Source organism: Exiguobacterium sp. s152 (assembly GCF_018618335.1).
Lineage (GTDB): Bacteria > Bacillota > Bacilli > Exiguobacteriales > Exiguobacteriaceae > Exiguobacterium > Exiguobacterium chiriqhucha.
Window position 1 is genome coordinate 1 of record NZ_JACSLX010000006.1, and the last position, 19,377, is coordinate 19,377.

Sequence of the window (19,377 nt, forward strand, 5' to 3'; positions counted from 1 at the left end):
GCCGTCATCCGCAACATCATCCAGCACTACCAGAACGACGCCGGTGACATCGAGCTCACGGAAGGCGTGCGCTCGCTCGTCTCGGAAGCCGATCGCATCTACATCGTCGCCTGTGGTACGAGTTATCACGCAGGTCTTGTCGGCAAGCAATTGATTGAGCGCGTCGCAGGTGTGCCGACAGAAGTGCACGTCGCTTCTGAGTTCGGTTACAACATGCCACTCCTCACAGAGAAGCCGTTGTTCCTCTTTATCTCACAATCAGGTGAGACAGCGGACAGCCGTGCCGTCCTCGTCGAAGTGAAGAAGCGCGGCTACAAGGCGCTTACACTCACGAACGTTGCCGGTTCGACGCTCTCACGTGAAGCGAATGAGACGATGCTCCTCCACGCCGGCCCGGAAATTGCGGTCGCATCGACGAAAGCATACACGGCCCAAATCGCCGTGCTCGCCATCCTCGCCTACGACATCGCTCGTGCGAACGGCAAGAAGCTTCCGTTTGACCTCATGACAGAGCTCGCGCGTATCGCGACAATCATGGACTCGGTCATGGCTCAAAAAGAAATCTTTGAGCAATTGGCGGACAAGTTCTTAAAAGAGTCACGCAACGCGTTCTTCCTCGGTCGTGGTATGGATTCATACGTCGGTCTCGAAGGAGCCCTCAAGCTCAAAGAGATCTCGTATATCCAAGCAGAAGGCTACCCAGGTGGTGAGCTCAAGCACGGACCGATCGCCTTGATTGAAGATGGCACACCGGTCATCACGCTCGTCTCGCAACCGAACACGCACCTCAACATCCGTGGAAACATCAAGGAAGTTGTCGCCCGTGGCGCCGTTGCCTGCACGATCTCGATGGAAGGCATGGAACACGAGAGTGATTCATTCGTCTTGCCGCGTGTCGAGCCACTGCTCACGCCGCTCGTGACGGTATTACCGCTTCAACTCATCTCGTATTACGCGGCTCTTGCGCGTGATTGCGATGTCGACAAGCCACGTAACTTGGCGAAATCAGTCACAGTCGAATAAACGGTAGGCCAAGATCTTTCGGGATCTTGGCTTTTTTTGTTGTGATTTACGTCATGCGAACCGGCTTGTATACTGAAGGTATAACGACTAAGGAGAGAACGCCATGCGAATCCAACTAGTTAACACATTCATCCTGCCGGAGGACGTGCGTTCATAAGTTGGCCACCTCCTCCGATGATTCACTGTATTGGAACAAACTATCGGAGGAACCATACAATTGAAGATTCAACAGCTTTACTATGCGGTCACGAGTTCGCGCTCGCTCATCATACAGATGGTGTTCACGTTGAACGCCATCTATTATGTGACGACCGCCGAGTTGAATGCGTTACAACTCGTCTTGATCGGAACGATTTTAGAAGTATCAATTTTACTATTCGAGCTGCCCACCGGTCTCGTCGCCGATTTATATGGACGGAAGCAGTCGATGGTCATCGGCATCAGTTTGATTGGACTGGCCCATTTGCTAGAAGGGGGCATCCCTGAATTTTGGGCCATCGCGGTCGCGTCAGCGCTATGGGGTATCGGCTGGACGTTCATCAGCGGGGCCGAACAGGCATGGATTGCCGATGAGATGGGGAATGACGGGTTAGAACAAGTGTTTTTGCGAGGCGCTCAATATAGTTCGCTCGGCCGCTTCGTCGGAATTGGGCTTGCCGTGCTCCTCGCTGAAGTCACGTCTGTCCAAATGACAATCGTGCTCGCCGGTGGGATGTTGGTCATGCTCGCGATTATCGCATGGCGCGTCTTGCCAGAGACTCGGTTCGAACCGATCACGCGAGCCGATACGTCGAATCTTGCGCAAGCGAAACGGACGGTTCGGTACGGATACACCCATATCCGTGGCAATTCGATTCTCGTCGGCTTGGCTGCCATCACGCTCGTTTGGGGTCTTGCTAGTGAAGGATTCGACCGGTTATGGGGCGCGCATCTGATTGAGACGTTCCAGTTGTCGGAACAGGCGGCCGTGTATTGGTTCGGCTTGTTTTATGCTGTCGCGTTTCTACTCAACATGCTGGTGTTGAAAGGTGTCGAGCTATACGTCAAAGGACGCTATGCGACGACCTTGTTTTGGTTCAACGTGTTGCTTATCATCGCGATGCTTGCTTTTGCTTCGGTCGGCCAGTTTTGGGTGGCCGTGCTGCTGTATTGGACGATTGCGGCACTACGTAACGTGCACTACCCGCTCATGAGCGTCATGACGAACGAGCGGCTCCCGTCGAAAGGGCGGGCGACGATTTTATCGATGTTCGGTCAGGTCGACGCGTTCGGTCAAGTCGCCGGAGGTCCGCTGATTGGACTGCTCGCCTTGTACACGTCGATTCAAGGAGGGCTTGGGGTAGCGGCGCTCTTGCTCCTCCCGATGTTGGTTTTCTTGAGAAAAATCAAGCACCATTGAGGCACAGACCGTCCTTGATTCGTTCGGGGACGGTCTTTTTATGTGTCAAACTGCTAACAAATCATCGTATCGGTCTCAAAAACGTCTCATCTCCTCGATAGCAGGGTAACGTATACACATAAAGACGTAAGGGAGAGATTCGATGAGACAGAAAAAATGGATGACGGGTTTGAGCGCGATGTTGCTCGCGACGACTTTGGCAGCTTGTGGGGATGCCGAGGAAGAACAGACGAGCGATTCGACAGAAGAACATTCGGACCATTCGATGATGGACCATTCGGGATCAGGGGAGGTGCCGAGCGGGTTAAGTGAAGCGACAGATCCGACGTTCCCGGTCGGGTCGACCGCGATGATGACGGCCGACCACATGCCGGGCATGGATGGCACCGAGGCGACAATCGTCGGTGCATATGACACGACCGTCTATTCGGTTTCTTATACCCCGACGGATGAGGGCAATCCGGTCGAGGATCACAAGTGGGTCATTCACGAAGAACTCGATAATCCAGGCGAGGCACCGTTAGAAGAAGGCGCCGAAGCCACTCTGGCCACGGACCATATGGACGGGATGGACGGCGCCGAGGCGACGATTGATTCGGCCGAACAGACGACGGTGTATATGGTCGACTTCACGACAAACGACGGGGAAGACGTCACGAACCACAAATGGGTCACAGAAGATGAACTCGAAGCCGTAAAATAAAAATCAACCTCAGGATATCCTGAGGTTTTTATTCATTAACGGTGATTATTTATTGATAAACGATAAAAATAAGATTATGATGAAGGTATCAAACGAGGTGAGGTGTCTGAATCATGAAACGAGAGACGGTTTTTTTACGGTTGGCCGTATTCGTTCTGGCTGTCCCGATTGTGGCGGCCTGCTTGTTGTTGCTTCCGTACATTTGGCGCGAGGCGGTCGAGAGTGGGAGTTGGGTTGAGGACTCGATTCGTCCGATTGTGATTGGCATGTACGTATCGGCCATCCCGTTCTTCATTGCGCTGTTCCAAGCGTTCATGTTGCTACGGTTGATTGACCGCGACGAAGGGTTCTCGTATCGGGCTGTCCAATCACTCCGCATGATCAAGTATTGTGCGTTGACGATCACGGCCGTTTATATCGGGACGCTCCCGTTCTTCTACTGGTTCGCCGAGCGAGATGATGCGCCTGGGTTCCTTCTCATCGGGCTCGTCTTTGTGTTTGCCGCGTTCGTCGTCGCCGTATTCGCGGAACTGTTACAGAAACTATTGAAGCGTGCCATCGACATGAAGCAAGAAAATGATTTGACGGTCTGAGGTGAGATAGATGGCGATTATCGTAAATCTTGACGTAATGTTGGCGAAACGAAAGATGAGTGTGACCGAGCTGTCTGAAAAAGTGGGTATCACGATGGCAAACTTGTCGATTTTAAAGACGGGCAAAGCGAAAGCAATTCGTTTCTCGACGCTCGAAGCAATCTGTCAGGCGCTCGACTGTCAGCCGGGCGACATTTTAGAATATCGGGAAGAGTGATGGACAGGGCGAGCGCCCTGTTTTTTTGTGGAGTTTGAAACATTTTCCATCACGTTGCGTATAAGACAGGAAAGAGGAACGAAAAGGGGAAACGAGATGATTCAGACATGGAATGAACGGGCGCACAAAGCGTTAAAAGGAAAGGCAGGGCTATTACTCATCTGGTCGTTCGCCTGCTCTGTGATGTTAGAATTGGGGTTGATGGCAGACCCGACTTATTACGGTTTGACGGTGGAGTCACTGCCGCTGACCGTGCTCAGTTTAGGTGGCATCTTAGTTTATATCGCCCTTTATCCGGTTAACGTCGGATACAACTGGCTCATCTTAAAGACGGTACGAGATCAGCCGATTCGCTGGAGTGATGTGTTCGACCCGTTTCGTCACCGCTATGGAAAACATTTGCTCGCAACAATTCTCGTCATATTGTTCCAAGTACTATGGACATTGTTGCTAGTTGTACCAGGAATCATAAAGTATTTCTCGTATGCGTTCACATACTTCATCTTACGCGACGAACCAGAACTGTCTGCTACAGAGGTAATCACAAAATCGAGAACGATGATGCGCGGACGAAAGTGGGATGCGTTCAAACTCATTTTGCCATTCGTTCCGATGTATCTAGTCGGTTTGACTTTTTATATACAACTTGATTTGGTCATCCTCGGGTCATGGATTTTCCTCGTCGCACTAGCACTCATCCGCCCGTTCATCGTCAGTCGTTTCGCTGTCATGTATGAACACGCACGAATCGAGTATGATGCGCAGTGGAATCGTTCGGCCTGAAGCGCATCGGTTCCGGCGTATAAGTCCTCGGTCATGATACAATCTTCCTGACAGAAGGGGGAATGGACATGAACATCGGCATTATCGGAGCGGGATTGAGCGGGATTGTCGCAGCACGCGAGCTCGCCCGTCACGGTCATACAGTTGAATTGATTGAAAAGAGTCGGAGCGTCGGGGGACGCTTGGCGACGAGACGGATCGGAGACGGCAAAGCCGATCACGGAGCAGTCTATTTCACCGTACGAGGGGAAGAACTCAAACAAGATGTCGCCGACTGGAAGACAAAAGGGTGGGTGAAAGTCTGGTACGCCGACCCGTATCCTCGTTACGTCGCCGTCGACGGGATGAACACCTTGGCCAAACGGTTGGCTGACGGATTGACCGTCCATTTGAACGAATGGGCCGAGACGGTCACGACACGAGATGGTCAGGTCAGCGTCCAGACGGATGTGACGACGCGACAGTATGATCGTCTCCTCATCACGTCGCCGCTTCCGCAGACGCTCGACTTGCTCACAGACTTTTCAGTCGATGCGGCGTTGCGTGAATTGACTTACGCCCCGACGTTTGTCGGCTTGTTCGAGTTCAGTAGTGAGATTGCCATCGGTCCGGACGGGATTCTCGATACGGACTTGGCACCGGGTCTGTTGAAAATCATCAACAACCGCCAAAAAGGCATCTCGGCGACCGAACTCGTCAGCGTCTACATGGACGAGTCGTGGAGCGAGGAGTGGTATGAACGAGCGGACGAAGACACGCTTCGTGAGATTGAGCGTCTGTTGCAAACGGTGACGGGGACGGCCGTGATTCAATCGAGACAGTTGAAACGGTGGCGCTATGCGCAGGCGACCGACGTCTGGAACGGGGCTTACTATCGATTGCGGGACGAGCCGATTTTCTTGGCCGGTGACGTCTTCCTCGAGCCGGATGACGCCTCAGGTCGAACGCGATTTGAGAGTGCATACGTCTCAGGACTCCGCGTTGCGAAAGCGATGCGCTAAACCTTCTTCGGAAGGTTTTTTTCATGACCGTGCCGAATAGTCAGACATACGAATTGGAGAGGGGAATCAGACATGGGGATGGTTGGCGCATACATGCGGGTATCGGTCGAAGAGTTGACAGCACTGCTTCAAGAGCCGGAGCGTTTCGAGCGACTGTTAGAAGATGAGGAACGACAGACCGATATCGATAAGGCGTGGCACGGTCTTTACTTTTTATTGACCGGGGCGACCGATTTGAACGAGATCGACCGTCATTCGCTCGGGAAGGCAGTCTTCGGAGGGGATGTCATCGACGAAGAGACGGGCATCGCCTATTTGATGCCGGGAGAAGTCGAGGACTTGTCGACCCGACTTCAATACATCGAGCTGGAGGCGCTAGAAGCGCGCTATGATGTCACGACGATGAACGAGCAGGAACTGTATCCGTTTGAACGTGAGTGGGGACTCGAGGAAAAACAGTACTTATTGGACCAGTTCGATGAGTTGAAACGTGTCTTCGCCCAGGCGTCGCGAGAACGGGAGGCGCTCGTCACATGGATCGGGTAAGCGTAAAGGCGTTACGTCTTCAAGATGAGACGTTGCTGTATGCGTTCGAGTGCGCGAATCGCACACATTTCGAACGCACGGTCCCGAGCCGTGGCAACGCCTACTACGAGCCGGAATCGTTCCATCAGGCGTTGCAGCACCTGTTGAGCGAGCAGACGAATGGGGACGGATGCTATTATTTGATGTGGTGTGATGGCACAATCGTCGGGCGTCTGAACGTCCATCACACCGATGCCGACACCGGCGAGGTCGGGTACCGGGTCGGAGCGGAGCATGAGGGACGCGGGTACGCGACGGCGGCCCTGCGCCAATTGCTGACGTTCGAGTTGCCTGGATTCAAACGATTGAGAGCCGAGACGACGAGCGACAACGTGGCGTCCCAGCGCGTATTAGTGCGTGCCGGCTTTAGACGTGACGGCGAGGCGCGACAGCTGGAATGGGCAGGACAAACGCTGACGTTTTATGAATATGTATATCAATTTGACCGATGAAGGACCGACTTCGTCGGTCGTTTTAGTTGACGGTTGATAGTTTAGGGCATAAACTATCTTTATCTAGTTTAGGGGGTAAACCAAAATGAAAGAATTGATGCGGGAAGCCGTCCAGTTGTTCGAAGAGGTCATGTTCCAAGGTGCGGAGCATGTCATCGAGGCGATGGACGGTGACGTCTGGCATGACTATTCGCGGGAACAACTGCAGTTGCTCAAGCTGCTCGAACAGTTCGGTCCGATTCAAGCCGGCCAGTTGGCCCAAAAACAAGGAGTTCATAAGAGCGCCGTCTCCAACCGGTTAAAAAAGCTCGTCGACAAAGAGCTCGTCGTCAGTCGACGCGGGCATGACCAGCGCGAGCGGTTGATCGAGTTGACGGAAGCCGGACATCGCATCGTCGAAGAAGCGGATGCGGCCGTCTACCGTTACGTTGAATCGTTGCTCGACGGAAACATCGAAGAGACAGAAATCGAACAGTTCGTCCGGACGTTCCGGAAAATTAAACAGCTGCTTCGAATTGGGGAGGAATAACACGTGCATAAAATCATCCAATGGCGCTGGGGCATCTTGATCGGTCTCATCGTCTTGACGGCCGCCTTGTTTGTGGTGGCGCCGAACTTGACGAAGCAAGCCGAACAAGCCGGCAGCTTCCAATTATCCGAGGACATGGACTCGCAGCGGGCGCAGGACATCTTGAACGCCGCCGGAAAGAGCGATAAGACGATCTCGCTCGTCTATGAGTTCGAAACGCTCGGTGATGCCGAACGGGCCGATATTTCCCGGGTCATCGGCGAGATGAAACAAAACGACACGGTCGTCAAAGACGTACTCGACCCGTTTGAAAATGAAGAGACGGAAGCACAGCTCGTCTCGGAGGACGGCCGCATCGTGCTCGTCCCAATCACGGTCGAAGGGTCGATGGAAGACATCAACGCCTTCGCGGACGACGTGCGGGCAAACATTCTCCCGGAAGACGAGACGGTCTACATCACAGGTGAAGAAATCATCAACAACGATGTGAACTTGAGTGCGCAGGAAGGCTTGAAGAAGACGGAAATCATCACGGTCGTCCTCATTTTCGGACTGCTCCTGCTCGTGTTCCGTTCAATCGTGACGCCGTTCATCCCGCTCATCGCGGTCGGATTCACGTATTTATTGAGCCAATCGTTCGTCGCATTCTTCGTCGATTGGTTTGGCTTCCCGGTCTCGAACTACACGCAGATTTTCCTCGTGGCCATCTTGTTCGGGATTGGAACCGACTATTGCATCTTGCTGCTCAGCCGGTATAAAGAAGAGCTCGGCGCGGGCCACGCGATTGAAGATGCCATCGTCAACACGTACAAGACAGCAGGGCGGACAGTCCTCATCAGCGGTCTCGCCGTGTTCGTCGGCTTTGCGGCTATCGGTTTCGCCGATTTCCCAATCTTCAAATCAGCCGTCGCCGTCGCGGTCGGGATTGCCGTGCTCTTGCTCATTCTCTTCACGGTCGTGCCGTTCTTTATGGCGACGCTAAAGCATCGTTTGTTCTGGCCATCGAAGAAGGCGGGCGAACATCACGACAGCCGCCTCTGGGCCGGATTCAGCCGCATCTCGGTCAATCGACCGTTCGTTTCGATTCTCGTCGTCGCGTTGATTACCGTACCGGTGTTGTTCACGTATGACGATGCCCGGTCATTCAATACGGTCGATGAGATCGGTGACGATTATGATTCCGTACGCGGCCTCAACTTGATTTCGGAAGGATTCGGGCAAGGGGAGTCGCTGCCGGTCCAAGTCATTTTGAAACAAGATGGCGACCTCTCCGAAGCGGAGATTCCGTATATCGAGAAGTTCTCGAGTGAACTTGAAAAAATCGATGGGGTGAGCGGCGTCCGTTCGGTGACGCGTCCGACCGGTGACGTCATCGATGACTTTTACGTAGACACTCAGCTCGAACAAGTGAGTGCAGGATTGACGGAAGCCGAGACTGGCCTCGGTGACGTCCAGGATGGACTCACTCAAGTGGAAGCTGGTCTTGACGCCGTCGTCGGTCAATTGCCGGGCGGTTCAACGAACGCGGGTGCCCCGCTCGCGGAAGCAGCAGCGGGACTCGGTCAATTGAATGCTCAGCTCGGTCTGATTGGTCAAGGACTCACGGCGACACAAAATATTCCTGCGACCGTAACGCAGCTCGGACAAGTGTCGGCCGGTCTCGGTCAAATCGAGGCAGGCATTAACGAGGCAGCTACGGCATTGACGGCACAAGGTGCCCAAGCCGGGGAACTCGGAATGGGTCTCGGACAACTCGCTGCTGGTGTCGGTGAAGCGAACGCAGGGCTCGCTCAAATCGAGACAGGCATCGCAGAGACGGCGGCATTCCTATCAGACCTGAGTAGCTCGGACAGCCTGCGCGATACGGGCGTCTATCTACCGGAAGGGACGCTCACGTCAGAGGAGTTCGCTCCAGCTGTCGAACGCTACGTGTTTGACGACGGGACGGCGACACAGCTCGAGGTCATCCTCGAGATGGACCCATATTCGCCGGAAGCGATTGACACGGTCGAGACCGTGAAAGCGACGATGGACCGGGTCGTCACCGATACGCCGTTCGCGGATGCTACAATCGGATATGCGGGTATCTCGAGCATTAACAGCGACTTGAATGAGACGTCGACGAACGACTTCAATCGGACCGTCGCCATCATGCTCGTGACGCTGTTCATCGTCTTGACGGTGTTGTTCCGGTCGATGGTCATGCCGCTCTATATGATTGGCTCGCTCTTATTGACGTATTACACGTCAGCGGCCATCACGGAGCTCATCTTCGTCGAAGGACTCGGTTATGACGGCATCAGTTGGGCTGTTCCGTTCTTCGGGTTCGTCATGTTGATCGCCCTCGGCATCGACTATTCGATTTTCCTGCTCGACCGGTTCCGCGAGGAGTCGATCAACGGGATGACGGTTCGCGATGCGCTCGTCCATTCGATGACGAAGATGGGGACGGTCATCATGACCGCGGCCGTCATCCTCGCTGGGACGTTCGGGGCGATGATCCCGTCTGGCGTGCTCAGTCTCGTCCAGATTGCGACGATCGTCATCACCGGGCTGTTGTTATACGGATTGATTGTGTTGCCACTGCTCATCCCAGCGATCACCGTATCGTTCGGGGACGGGGTATGGTGGCCATTTAAACAAAAAAGTAAAGATAGAGACTAAATTTTGCGATGGACAGCACAACAATTGTTGTGCTGTTTTTATTTGTTAAGTCAATGTCAGCGAAATGGAGAAAGACGGACTTGAGATTAATAAAAATACGCCGAAATATAATATAGATCTTTATTCTATTGAAAGTAGGCAACAATTATGGTGAATCATTTTGAAAAAATGAGTTCGTTGTTTGTATCGCGCATGGTGATTATTTTATTTTTCCTCTCTTATCCGATCATGGGTGTTTTGTATTGGATGGGGGAGCTCGCGGGGCAAGGCGCAGTCAATTTTATTCTGATAGGCGGTGTCATTCAAGCCGCATCATGGCTGGGCCATCGCTTCTATGTGGAACATACTTGGTTGAAGTATGGGCTCGTCACGTTGATGTACATTGCAGCTTCAGCAATTATCTTGACGCTGCCAGGTACTGCGATTCAAAATATTGTCTTTCTGTATATCGTATTGATGTTGATGTACTTGAATCGGCATCTTGTGCTGTACGGCAGCATTCTCGCGCTTATCGTATCGGTCGGAGCTGTATTGATTGGGCGTTTTTCATTTGAAACGCCGCTCGATCTCGTCATTTGGTTCACTGTGCTCACAATGGCTTTGTCTGGCGCATACTTTGTGTCATTCTTTGGTGCGAAGTTGTTACATGAGACGTTCACGCAACAAGAAAAGTCAGAACAACACGCTAGCGAAATCGAGCTAACGATGGCGAAGACGACAGCGAGTGCGACCACACTTCATGGGGCCGTCTTCACGATGAATGATTCAGTCGACTCTGTCACAAATGCTTCGGAGCAAGTGACAGAACAAATCGGTTTGATGACGAAACGGACGTCGGAACAAGCAGGTCTGATTCAAAACGTCGCTTCGCAAATTCGTTCAACTGTACAGGCGTTTGAGCGGATGCAACAACAGCTCCAGGAGACGACGTCTCAAGTGAGTGGGGTCTTGCAGGACGCTCATGTATCGCATGAAAATATGGACTCGACAGAACGGTCGCTCGCTGAACTGAACTTAAGTATCAGTGAAGTCAATCATGCGTTTAAAGGATTGGCGGAGCGTTTCCAAGAAGTGCGGACCATCACGGGTACGATCCAGCAGATTTCGTCTCAGACAAACCTGCTGTCGCTCAACGCTTCAATTGAAGCAGCGCGAGCGGGGGAACACGGAAAAGGATTTGCAGTCGTCGCGTCCGAAATTCGGAATCTATCGGCTCAAACGGCCCAAGCCTCATCTCAAATCAATGATATTATCCAACTCGTCATGCAGGAGGTGCAAGTGACGGAACGTGCAATCGACGGTAGTACAGAACGTTTATCGACGCAGGAAGAACAAGTCCGTAAGAGCGGGACATCGATTCTCTCCATGATCCAAACGACAGGAACGGTCGCAAGCACCGTGGATGAGACGTCGACACAGCTCCAAGTCGTCGCATCAGAACTGAACAAAGTTCACCAAGTGACTTCCCAAATGTCGGCACTAATGACAGCGCTCGAAGTGAACAGTCAAGACGTTCATGTGCTGACGATGTCACAGCAAGAAGCGTTAGCTTCGTTGAAAGATCAAATTGAAGAACTGAACGAGATTGCGAACGAACTCGTCTAAACGATGGACACGCCTTTACAAATAGGCGTGTCCATTTGCGTATACATCTCTTCCAAAACGGGAACAGTTTTGCGTCAGTCCTAAAATGAGGAGGAATCGCATATGGCAATTACAATCACCGCTATTTTGAAGGCACATCCGGGGAAAGAGGACGAGTTGCGGCAAGCGCTCGATGAGGTCATTCCTCCGTCGCGACAAGAGGAGGGGTGCCTGACGTATGTGCTCCATGAGTCAATCGATGCCCCGGGCACGTTCGTGTTCTATGAAAAGTACGAAGACGAGACAGCGCTTGACCATCACATCAACTCACCGCATTACCAAGCATACCGAAAGACAGCTGAGACGCTACTCGCCGTCCGTGACGTGTATCGTCTGCGTGAAGTCTGAAAGGAGAAAGGATTATGATTACTCAACCGATTATCCCGTGTATTTGGTTCGAAGATGACGTTGAGGCAATTGCGGAGTGGTATGTGTCGAAGTTCCCGGATTCATTCGTCGACTATACGACGAAACTGAGCGATACGCCTTCGGGTGAGACGACGGTTGTGACCGTCTCGCTGGCGGGACAGTTCTTTCAACTGCTCGGGGCAGGTCCGTTAAAGGAACGCAACCCGTCCATCTCGTACATGGTCACGTTCCCGACGTCGGAAGAAGTGGAGACGCTGTGGAACGAACTTATGGATGGGGCAGAGGTACTCATGCCGCTCGACACGTATGATTTCAGCGAGCGCTACGGCTGGTTGACAGACAAGCACGGTGTCTCGTGGCAAATCATGCATAGCGGCGGGATGGACATCCAGACAGTGACCCCGTGCTTTTTGTTCGTCGGAGACGTGTTCGGTCGGGCCGAGGCGGCGATGAACGACTGGATCTCCACCTTTCCGGATTCTTATGTGCTCGAAGACCATCTGATCCGTTACGAGGCGACAGACGGCCCAGAGTTGGAAGGAAAGCTCAATTATGCCCGTTTCGTCTTGTCCGGACGTGAGTTCGTCGCCATGGACAGCGTGGAAAATCATCAATTCGCCTTCAACGAGATGCAGTCGCTGATCGCGTTTTGTGAGTCGCAAGCCGAGATTGACGACTACTGGGCCAAGCTGTCGGCCGTCCCGGAAGCGGAACAGTGCGGCTGGCTCCAAGACCGGTATGGTGTCTCCTGGCAAATCGTGCCGTGGGAGATGGAAGAGATGCTGACGACCGGAACAAAGGAACAATTGGCGCGAGTGACGCAAGCGTTCTTACCGATGAAGAAAATCGATGTCGCCGCGTTACGAAACGTCTACTGACAAAAACAAGCCGTCCCGATTATTTCGGGGCGGCTTGTTTGTCGTTTGGTGTGAAGTCGGACAGTGCGTCTTTCACGACGATTGTATCGGACAAACGGAGTTGTTCGACTGCTTGATCAATATATGGTTCGCATGTTTGAAGCGGCAAGTCATCACCGGTCTCGACCGAATAACACATGCCGCTGCCGACCGGCTCTGTCAAATCCGGGACGAAATAAAGGTCGTCGTAGCGGAACGATCCGTTCCGGAACACGGTCAAATTGGGCTCATCGTCGAGAAGCGAACTTCCAAGCATGTACGTCGGTGTCATCCCGAGCAAATCGAGGATGGTCGGGGCCAAATCGACTTGACCGCCGCTCGCCTGTACCGTCTGACCTCGTTCGAGTCCGGCCGGTTTGATGAACAACGGCACGGAGCGGTCAAGCTGGAACAAATCGACCGTGGAGTCGGCATCTGCTTTTACGGCCATCTCGCCACCGGCAACGGTCAACCCGCTGTCGTGGTCGCCGTAAAAGACGACGAGGGTGTTGTCCCACTTCTCGTCTGCTTTTAATTGTTCGACCATGAGACCGACGGCGGTATCGCTGTAGTGGACAGTATGGTAATAGTCCTCGAGGAGCGGGTCGTCGTACCCCGACAAATCCAATCGTTTTTCCTCGTCCGGAATCTCATATGGCGTATGGCTCGTCAACGCGACCATGAAGGAGTAGAACGGCTCGTCCAACGTGTCTAGAAGGTCGACCGATGTCGTCAGGAACTCCTTGTCGCCGACGGCCATGCCGATGACAGGCTCTGTTGGGTAATCGTCTTGATGGAAGAAGTGGTTGTAGCCGATTTGTTCATAGAAGTTGGCGCGGTTCCAAAACTCCTTATCAAACGCATGCATGGCGGCCGTGTCATAACCAGCGCGCCGTAATTGCTCAGGCAAGGCGTCAAACGTATTCGTCGCATACTGCGTGTATACCGAACCCGATTTGACAGGGTATAGCGAGGCGTTGACGGTAAATTCCGCATCGGACGTCCGGCCCTCGTGTGTCTGATGATAAAAATTTGGAAAGTACAGCATCTCATCGCGAAGCGCATTCAAATTCGGGGTCAGTTCTTGGCCGTTGACGGTCTGGCCGATCACGGACGTTTGGAATGACTCGAGCTGGACGACGATGACGTTCGTGTCGGCTGTAGCCTCGACCGGTTCGGTCACCAACGCTTCGATTTGGTTGTGCTCCCGTTCCGTCAGGTCGTCACCTAGGTTCAGTGCGTCGCGAAGGCCACGGAACGTATCGAGCCCGTGATAGCCCCAAAATCCGAGCTGATAATACTCGCGCATGTTCGAAATGGGACTCTTCCGATTGTCTGCTTCCGCATAATGCATGGTGGTCGGAACGGTAAAGACGATGAGTCCGACAAGAAAACCGGCTCCCGCCAAACGGCGGCCAAGGCGTTTCGATTCTGTGACCGGGTGTCGTTTCATATAGACGAGGACGGCGGAATAGATGAGCAAATCCGTGAACAAGATGAAGTCGGGTGCTTGAATCAATGTCAGAAAGCCGCCGCCGACGTCGTCCATCTGGCCGATGTCGGAGATCAAAGCGACCGACAGCAAGTTGCCGAAATAGCGGTAATACCAGACGTCCGAGATGAGGAGCGTGCTGTGCAGAAATAGCGACGCGAGTAAAATCCAACGGCGTGTCTGCGGTTTGACGAGTAGCGCCCAACTCGTCATCATCAAAATGGTCGCTAGGTTGATGAATAAAAAGCTGACATCGAACGCGCTCGCGGTCAATAAGCTGAAGAGGAACAGCTTGGCGAGGGAAAGCGATAAGTAACTCCAATAATCAAGATATTTCATGAAAGGCCTCCAAACGGTACGGACAAAGTGTGTTCTCTGTCTTGTACCTGTTCGAAGACGGCGAAAAACATGAGGGTGTGCGAATCCAATAAAAAAAGTGAGGCGCGTGGCCTCACTTGATGACAAACGTGTCCCGGAGCTCGATAATCGTGCCTTCCGGGGCTTTCAGTTTACTTAAGTGCCCATCGACGACGAAGTAGATGTTCCCGCCGTGTTTTGGTAAGAACGTCACGCCAAGTGATTCTAGCCGTCTCACTTCCGCTTCGAGGTCATCGACATAAAGCGCGAAGTGGACCGGGCCGGCCACGTGCTTCGAATAAGGTGACAACGTCTCATCGACTTTCGCCGTTTGGAGCTCGATATAAAAATCACCGAGTTTAAGCCAGCTATTGAACGCGCGCGTATGAAAGTCGGGCGACTCCTGAACGAGCTCGAAGCCGAGCGCCTCATAAAATCGTTTGGATGCCTCATAGTCGGGCGTTTGGATGCAGAGATGGTGGATTTGTTTCATGATGTCACTCCTTTCTTTTAGTTTATCCAATCAACGTTCTGAACGGAACTTTTCTTCATGTGAGACGTATAGGACACCGAGGAGGGAATGATGATGAAAATCCAATACGAATTGACAGAAGACGACTATATCCGGTTCAACTTGAGCCATATTAAACGTTCGAAAACAGGAAAGCGGATGATCCTCTTACAGCGAATCATCGGACCACTTATCTTTTTAGGCGCTGCTTTCGTGCTGGCGACGTGGCTCCAAGAGACGGACTGGTGGCTATATGGCATATACGGGATCGCTAGTATTCTATGGTTCCTGTATTATCCAAAATACTTTGAACGGCACGTCCGGAAGCAGACGCGGCGTCTCATCGACGAACGCAGCAACGAAGGCATGATTGGCCCCCACACGATGGATTTGGAGGAGACTGGTCTGCGCGATTTAAATGAGTTCGGCGAGACGCGTGTGTCATGGGCAGGAATCAAGGAAGTCGTCGAGGAGGACGATTATGTGTATCTATACAACTCCTCGGTCAGCGCCTATATTTTGCCGAAGCGCGGACTGGACATGGAAGAGGTGCGCCGATGGCTGCCGATACGCTGACGATTCAACTTGTCGATGACACGAACCGGGAGGCTGTTGTCGCCTTGACCGTCGCTTCTGACCAAGCTCGCTTTATCGAAACAAACGCCGAATCGCTTCGCGAGATGGAAACCGATGTCAAATATGCGTGGCAGTGCTATGCGCTTTGTCGCGATGAGCATCCCGTCGGCTTCATAATGATTGGGGCCGAGAACAAGGTGGAGCGTTACATCTGGCTCGATCGATTTATGATCGATGTGACAGAGCAAGGGAAAGGAATCGGGTCACGCTTTTTACAGTTGGCACTCGTGTGGATTCAAGAGCGATTCGATGTGGATGACCTCATCCTCAGTCTCCATCCGACGAACGAACCGGCGAAACGATTTTATGCGAAGGGTGGATTTGTCGACAGCGGCTTGATTGATGAGGCAAACGGGGAAGAGATTTGGGTGTATCACGTCAAACAGGGACAGCCGTCATAAGTCGGCCGTCCCTGCTTTTGTGGACGATGTATTTTGGACAGCACTGCCCGCTTTGAAAAAGAGAACGATCGCGGCCACTCCGAAAATCGAGATGAACACGTTTTGAAGCAACACATCGACGAACATCGGCTCGCTGGAAAACGTGCCCGTCGCAATCTGAGCATTCCAGCGGGTGAACGTGGCGATGCGTTCGAGCGTGTACAAGAGACCGGACATGAACAGGCAAGCGGTGGCCGCCAATAATAGCGTCAATCGATTCAAGAAATGACCTCCTAATATCTGATATCCTGATTTTACCATTTACTATCGGTGGGAGGGAAGTATTTATCGCTTCGCCGTGAGCGGTCGCAATTGCTTGACCCGAGCCAAGACGATCCAGCCGAGCACGGCCCCAGTCACACTCGAGGCAAGGAAAGCTGGGAAGAAGAACAGCGCCCCGAACTCGCTCCCCATCAATAACTTGGCATACGGGACGGCGACGAGCGAAGCGATGAGGCCAGTCCCGATGACTTCACCACATGCGGCGAAGGCTACGCGGTTCGTCCTCATATAAAAGATACCGGCGAGCAGTGCGCCAATCATACCACCAGGGAACGCGAGGAGCGATCCAGTACCGGTCATGACACGGACGAGTCCGGTCACGAACGCGACGAGCACGGCCCCGATCGGCCCGACGGTGACGGCGGCGATGACGTTCACCATATGTTGAATCGGATAGGCACGGGCGACACCGGTCGGAATCGAGATGAACAGGGAACCGATGACGGCGATGGCGATGAGCATCGCCATCCAAGTGAGTTGTTGAATACGCATAGATAGTCTCCTTTCAAAATGAAAACGCCACTTCTCCAAGTGGAAAAGTGGCGTGGAAAGACAGACGAATCCCACACCACTTCCCTACGCTGGTATGAGCCAGATCAGGTTCGAAGGGTCCGGCGCATGCCGTCTCAGCCCGAAGGCTCCCCTAGTGGTCGTTTATTAACATGAGTATAGCATACCGTCATTTGACGCGGTCGAGCTTTCGTGGCGGAACGCGACATAGATGATTCCGACGAACAGGCCGTACAACAAAAGGGAGAAGACGAGATTGATCAGCCACGGGAGTGTCCCCATGAACACGGCGACGGACGCGTTTTGAAACCAGACGAGCGAGAGCGACAGCCCGACAAAGCTGAGAACGAGCGTTGTCCAAAAGCCGACAGCTCGGCGCTTGAACAGACGCCAAACGAGCAGCCCGATGATGAGACTGACGACGGCCGTCGCCCCTAAGTACATATACAAGATGGCATCGACCGGGTATGAGTAATATACAACGTCCATATCGTTTCCTCCTAGGAGATGATGAAAGAAAGGGTGAACAGGATGAGACAGGCAATCCCATGGCGTGACCGATCGTTTCGTGAACGGTTCGAACGATGGATTGAGGCAAACGTGCCGAATGCGAGGTGGCACGTGATCAAAGATACCGATTTGACGTACTTGCTTGTTGGCGCGCTCAATGAGGAACGTTACTACGCCAAAGCGGTGACCGATATCAGCCGCGGCGAAGCCAATCTGTCGGCGTTTCTGGCCGAGCGGCATCCTCATGTCGTCCCTGACGTCATTGCCATTGATTCAGCCCGGAACTGGTTGCTCATGCGAGACATCGGCGGAGAGGCGTTACGTGAACGACCGGACGTGAGTCGATACGAAGCGGCGTTGCGTCAATACGCACAACTGCAGCGCCAGGAAATCGACCAAATCGAGACCTATTTGTCTTACGGCATCCCGGAACGGCGACCGGCCAAGTTGAAGGATGAAATCCAAACGTATTTGCCTGAGCTCTGTGCTGGGCTTGAGCCATACAAAGCCGAGGCCATACTTGCGCTTGAAGACGAATTGATTGCCATGTGTGACGAGCTCGCGACCGGGATGCCGATGAGCCTCGAGCACGGTGATTTGCACGGCGGTAATATCTTCTGGCGGGAACGGACGAACGATTTGTGTATCCTCGACTGGGGCGACGCGACCGTCACGCATCCGTTTTTCAGCGTGCGTGTATATTGGAACGCGCTGTACGACGTATTGCCGGAAGAGGACGAGGTCGCCTGGTATGAACAGATTCAAACGATGCGCGCGGTTTACTTAGAAGCGTGGAGCGGCGTCGCATCCGACGACGTGCTTTGGCGCCATCTGTTGATTGCCGAGGAGCTCGGTTGCGTCTACCGGGCCTTGTCGTGGTACCTGTACGTGACAAAATATCGGCACAATGCGGCAGCGTCGAGCGATAAGCCGGCGCAATGGCTCAACTTGTTACTCGAGTACCGGGACTTGAAACGACGCTTCCCATAAGTCATTCATGTTTCTCGAGTAGGTTTTCATAATCCGTCTCGCTCCAAAACAGCGGAGCAATCGACTCCGGCCCTTTGAAAATCTCACCGTCTCGGTCGTAGACGATGGCGTAGCCGCCTTCGACTTCAAAGACGATCAAGTCGGCCTTCACTTCCTTGACCCCGTTTCCCGCGATGATGACGTTCTCGAGCGGATCGCGCGCCAGTTGTACGCCCCATTCGTCGAGCTCGACGATGAGCGCGGATGTGTAGGCGTGGCGATTATAGAGCGCCTGAAACTCGTCTTCGGTCAAAACGACGTCCGTCGGTGGGGCACTCGCTCCGTATTTTCGTTTCTCAATCTCTTCGACGAATTGAAGGAACGACGCTTCTTGCCAAAACAGCGGCGCGACCGACTCGGGACCGTTGGCGATGTCTCCATTTTCACTCTCATAGATGGTGGCATAAGTGCCGTCGTCGAGTTTGAACGGATGGATATCGGCGTATGTATGATGGATGCCGTCGCCGGCGATGACGACGTGCTCGAACGTCTCGCGGAACGGGGTGATTCCATCGTTCTCGAGGGCCTTCAAGAGCGGCGGGACTTTTTCGTATTGGTCGAACACGTCCTTGAAGTCTTCGCGCGTCCATGTGGTGATTTCTTCGGGCGATGGCTCGTTTGTATCAGCCGGGACGAGTGGTTTCTCGACTGGATCCGTGCATCCGGTAAGCAAGAACACACTGAATCCGAGCAAGCCTAGGCGTTTCATTAATCAAACCTCCTAAGAAAGTTACATTTTTTCCCTATTATCA

Annotated in this window: 23 protein-coding genes and 1 riboswitch; of the genes, 17 read left to right on the plus strand and 6 right to left on the minus strand. The window is 53.1% G+C overall.

What is annotated here, in order from left to right:
- From KNP72_RS11085 to KNP72_RS11150, 14 genes are all read left to right on the plus strand, one after another.
- A partial coding sequence (locus KNP72_RS11085; RefSeq protein ID WP_214833285.1) for an isomerizing glutamine--fructose-6-phosphate transaminase occupies positions 1 to 1,023 on the plus strand: 1,023 nt, incomplete at its 5' end.
- 217 nt (positions 1,024 to 1,240) lie between these two features.
- Positions 1,241 to 2,422 carry an MFS transporter gene (locus KNP72_RS11090; protein WP_214833287.1) on the plus strand — a complete coding sequence of 394 codons (1,182 nt, stop codon included), beginning with the start codon at positions 1,241 to 1,243 and terminating at the stop codon, positions 2,420 to 2,422.
- 142 nt (positions 2,423 to 2,564) lie between these two features.
- On the plus strand, positions 2,565 to 3,125 hold the full coding sequence (locus KNP72_RS11095) for a YdhK family protein (RefSeq protein ID WP_214833289.1): 561 nt from the start codon (positions 2,565 to 2,567) through the stop codon (positions 3,123 to 3,125).
- Positions 3,126 to 3,238: 113 nt separating this feature from the next.
- Positions 3,239 to 3,718, plus strand: coding sequence for a DUF2975 domain-containing protein (locus KNP72_RS11100; protein ID WP_214833291.1), 480 nt, complete (start codon positions 3,239 to 3,241; stop codon positions 3,716 to 3,718).
- A gap of 10 nt (positions 3,719 to 3,728) precedes the next feature.
- On the plus strand, positions 3,729 to 3,935 hold the full coding sequence (locus tag KNP72_RS11105) for a helix-turn-helix domain-containing protein (protein WP_021065857.1): 207 nt from the start codon (positions 3,729 to 3,731) through the stop codon (positions 3,933 to 3,935).
- A gap of 96 nt (positions 3,936 to 4,031) precedes the next feature.
- The gene (locus KNP72_RS11110; protein ID WP_214833293.1) at positions 4,032 to 4,718 is read left to right on the plus strand and encodes a DUF975 family protein; all 687 of its coding nucleotides are present in this window, start codon (positions 4,032 to 4,034) and stop codon (positions 4,716 to 4,718) included.
- A 68-nt stretch (positions 4,719 to 4,786) separates the two neighbouring features.
- Positions 4,787 to 5,719: an NAD(P)/FAD-dependent oxidoreductase gene (locus KNP72_RS11115; RefSeq protein ID WP_251128982.1), complete on the plus strand. Its 933-nt coding sequence runs from the start codon at positions 4,787 to 4,789 to the stop codon at positions 5,717 to 5,719.
- A gap of 72 nt (positions 5,720 to 5,791) precedes the next feature.
- Positions 5,792 to 6,265, plus strand: coding sequence for a YfbM family protein (locus tag KNP72_RS11120; RefSeq protein ID WP_214833297.1), 474 nt, complete (start codon positions 5,792 to 5,794; stop codon positions 6,263 to 6,265).
- Positions 6,253 to 6,756 (plus strand): GNAT family N-acetyltransferase, encoded by a 504-nt coding sequence (locus KNP72_RS11125; RefSeq protein ID WP_214718882.1) that lies wholly within the window; start codon positions 6,253 to 6,255, stop codon positions 6,754 to 6,756. Before KNP72_RS11120 ends, KNP72_RS11125 begins: the two co-directional genes overlap by 13 nt.
- An 85-nt stretch (positions 6,757 to 6,841) precedes the next feature.
- Positions 6,842 to 7,285 (plus strand): MarR family winged helix-turn-helix transcriptional regulator, encoded by a 444-nt coding sequence (locus KNP72_RS11130; protein ID WP_021065862.1) that lies wholly within the window; start codon positions 6,842 to 6,844, stop codon positions 7,283 to 7,285.
- Between the two features lie 3 nt (positions 7,286 to 7,288).
- A complete protein-coding gene (locus KNP72_RS11135) occupies positions 7,289 to 9,949 on the plus strand; it encodes an MMPL family transporter (RefSeq protein WP_214833299.1) in 2,661 nt (886 codons plus the stop codon).
- Between the two features lie 192 nt (positions 9,950 to 10,141).
- Entirely contained in the window at positions 10,142 to 11,554 is a 1,413-nt protein-coding gene (locus KNP72_RS11140; protein WP_214833301.1) for a methyl-accepting chemotaxis protein, read from the plus strand.
- Positions 11,555 to 11,656: 102 nt separating this feature from the next.
- Entirely contained in the window at positions 11,657 to 11,941 is a 285-nt protein-coding gene (locus tag KNP72_RS11145) for a putative quinol monooxygenase (RefSeq protein WP_214796447.1), read from the plus strand.
- 14 nt (positions 11,942 to 11,955) lie between these two features.
- A complete protein-coding gene (locus KNP72_RS11150) occupies positions 11,956 to 12,840 on the plus strand; it encodes a VOC family protein (protein WP_214833303.1) in 885 nt (294 codons plus the stop codon).
- Between the two features lie 19 nt (positions 12,841 to 12,859).
- Here the strand turns inward: KNP72_RS11150 and KNP72_RS11155 are convergent, their stop codons facing one another.
- Positions 12,860 to 14,689: an LTA synthase family protein gene (locus tag KNP72_RS11155; RefSeq protein WP_214833305.1), complete on the minus strand. Its 1,830-nt coding sequence runs from the start codon at positions 14,687 to 14,689 to the stop codon at positions 12,860 to 12,862.
- A gap of 112 nt (positions 14,690 to 14,801) precedes the next feature.
- Positions 14,802 to 15,200, minus strand: coding sequence for a VOC family protein (locus KNP72_RS11160; protein WP_021065867.1), 399 nt, complete (start codon positions 15,198 to 15,200; stop codon positions 14,802 to 14,804).
- A 93-nt stretch (positions 15,201 to 15,293) separates the two neighbouring features.
- On the opposite strand from KNP72_RS11160, the gene KNP72_RS11165 reads away from it, so the two are divergent.
- Positions 15,294 to 15,794 carry a YcxB family protein gene (locus KNP72_RS11165; protein ID WP_214718896.1) on the plus strand — a complete coding sequence of 167 codons (501 nt, stop codon included), beginning with the start codon at positions 15,294 to 15,296 and terminating at the stop codon, positions 15,792 to 15,794.
- Positions 15,776 to 16,255, plus strand: coding sequence for a GNAT family N-acetyltransferase (locus KNP72_RS11170; RefSeq protein WP_214833307.1), 480 nt, complete (start codon positions 15,776 to 15,778; stop codon positions 16,253 to 16,255). The genes KNP72_RS11165 and KNP72_RS11170 overlap by 19 nt, the downstream gene beginning before the upstream one ends.
- Here KNP72_RS11170 and KNP72_RS11175 read toward each other — a convergent pair.
- From KNP72_RS11175 to KNP72_RS11185, 3 genes are all read right to left on the minus strand, one after another.
- On the minus strand, positions 16,250 to 16,516 hold the full coding sequence (locus tag KNP72_RS11175; RefSeq protein ID WP_214718900.1) for a hypothetical protein: 267 nt from the start codon (positions 16,514 to 16,516) through the stop codon (positions 16,250 to 16,252). The two genes, KNP72_RS11170 and KNP72_RS11175, sit on opposite strands and share 6 nt — an antisense overlap.
- Before the next feature lie 63 nt (positions 16,517 to 16,579).
- The gene (thiW, locus tag KNP72_RS11180) at positions 16,580 to 17,068 is read right to left on the minus strand and encodes an energy coupling factor transporter S component ThiW (protein ID WP_214833309.1); all 489 of its coding nucleotides are present in this window, start codon (positions 17,066 to 17,068) and stop codon (positions 16,580 to 16,582) included.
- A 64-nt stretch (positions 17,069 to 17,132) separates the two neighbouring features.
- Positions 17,133 to 17,231, minus strand: a riboswitch (TPP riboswitch).
- Positions 17,232 to 17,233: 2 nt separating this feature from the next.
- Positions 17,234 to 17,575 (minus strand): hypothetical protein, encoded by a 342-nt coding sequence (locus tag KNP72_RS11185; protein ID WP_214833311.1) that lies wholly within the window; start codon positions 17,573 to 17,575, stop codon positions 17,234 to 17,236.
- A gap of 42 nt (positions 17,576 to 17,617) precedes the next feature.
- Here KNP72_RS11185 and KNP72_RS11190 point away from each other — a divergent pair, with 42 nt between their 5' ends.
- Positions 17,618 to 18,586: an aminoglycoside phosphotransferase family protein gene (locus tag KNP72_RS11190; RefSeq protein WP_214833313.1), complete on the plus strand. Its 969-nt coding sequence runs from the start codon at positions 17,618 to 17,620 to the stop codon at positions 18,584 to 18,586.
- A gap of 1 nt (position 18,587) precedes the next feature.
- Here the strand turns inward: KNP72_RS11190 and KNP72_RS11195 are convergent, their stop codons facing one another.
- Positions 18,588 to 19,334, minus strand: a complete 747-nt coding sequence (locus KNP72_RS11195; protein ID WP_214833315.1) for a hypothetical protein — start codon at positions 19,332 to 19,334, stop codon at positions 18,588 to 18,590.
- Positions 19,335 to 19,377 lie beyond the last annotated feature (43 nt).

Coding starts and splice junctions, on each gene's coding strand:
- KNP72_RS11120 (WP_214833297.1), top strand. CDS start 5,792: ATGGGGATGGTTGGCGCATACATGCGGGTATCGGTCGAAGAGTTGACA.
- KNP72_RS11110 (WP_214833293.1), top strand. CDS start 4,032: ATGATTCAGACATGGAATGAACGGGCGCACAAAGCGTTAAAAGGAAAG.
- KNP72_RS11115 (WP_251128982.1), top strand. CDS start 4,787: ATGAACATCGGCATTATCGGAGCGGGATTGAGCGGGATTGTCGCAGCA.
- KNP72_RS11170 (WP_214833307.1), top strand. CDS start 15,776: ATGGCTGCCGATACGCTGACGATTCAACTTGTCGATGACACGAACCGG.
- KNP72_RS11190 (WP_214833313.1), top strand. CDS start 17,618: ATGAGACAGGCAATCCCATGGCGTGACCGATCGTTTCGTGAACGGTTC.
- KNP72_RS11095 (WP_214833289.1), top strand. CDS start 2,565: ATGAGACAGAAAAAATGGATGACGGGTTTGAGCGCGATGTTGCTCGCG.
- KNP72_RS11185 (WP_214833311.1), bottom strand. CDS start 17,575: ATGGACGTTGTATATTACTCATACCCGGTCGATGCCATCTTGTATATG.
- KNP72_RS11155 (WP_214833305.1), bottom strand. CDS start 14,689: ATGAAATATCTTGATTATTGGAGTTACTTATCGCTTTCCCTCGCCAAG.
- KNP72_RS11165 (WP_214718896.1), top strand. CDS start 15,294: ATGAAAATCCAATACGAATTGACAGAAGACGACTATATCCGGTTCAAC.
- KNP72_RS11125 (WP_214718882.1), top strand. CDS start 6,253: ATGGATCGGGTAAGCGTAAAGGCGTTACGTCTTCAAGATGAGACGTTG.
- KNP72_RS11130 (WP_021065862.1), top strand. CDS start 6,842: ATGAAAGAATTGATGCGGGAAGCCGTCCAGTTGTTCGAAGAGGTCATG.
- KNP72_RS11160 (WP_021065867.1), bottom strand. CDS start 15,200: ATGAAACAAATCCACCATCTCTGCATCCAAACGCCCGACTATGAGGCA.
- thiW (WP_214833309.1), bottom strand. CDS start 17,068: ATGCGTATTCAACAACTCACTTGGATGGCGATGCTCATCGCCATCGCC.
- KNP72_RS11105 (WP_021065857.1), top strand. CDS start 3,729: ATGGCGATTATCGTAAATCTTGACGTAATGTTGGCGAAACGAAAGATG.
- KNP72_RS11100 (WP_214833291.1), top strand. CDS start 3,239: ATGAAACGAGAGACGGTTTTTTTACGGTTGGCCGTATTCGTTCTGGCT.
- KNP72_RS11150 (WP_214833303.1), top strand. CDS start 11,956: ATGATTACTCAACCGATTATCCCGTGTATTTGGTTCGAAGATGACGTT.
- KNP72_RS11145 (WP_214796447.1), top strand. CDS start 11,657: ATGGCAATTACAATCACCGCTATTTTGAAGGCACATCCGGGGAAAGAG.
- KNP72_RS11195 (WP_214833315.1), bottom strand. CDS start 19,334: ATGAAACGCCTAGGCTTGCTCGGATTCAGTGTGTTCTTGCTTACCGGA.
- KNP72_RS11140 (WP_214833301.1), top strand. CDS start 10,142: ATGGTGATTATTTTATTTTTCCTCTCTTATCCGATCATGGGTGTTTTG.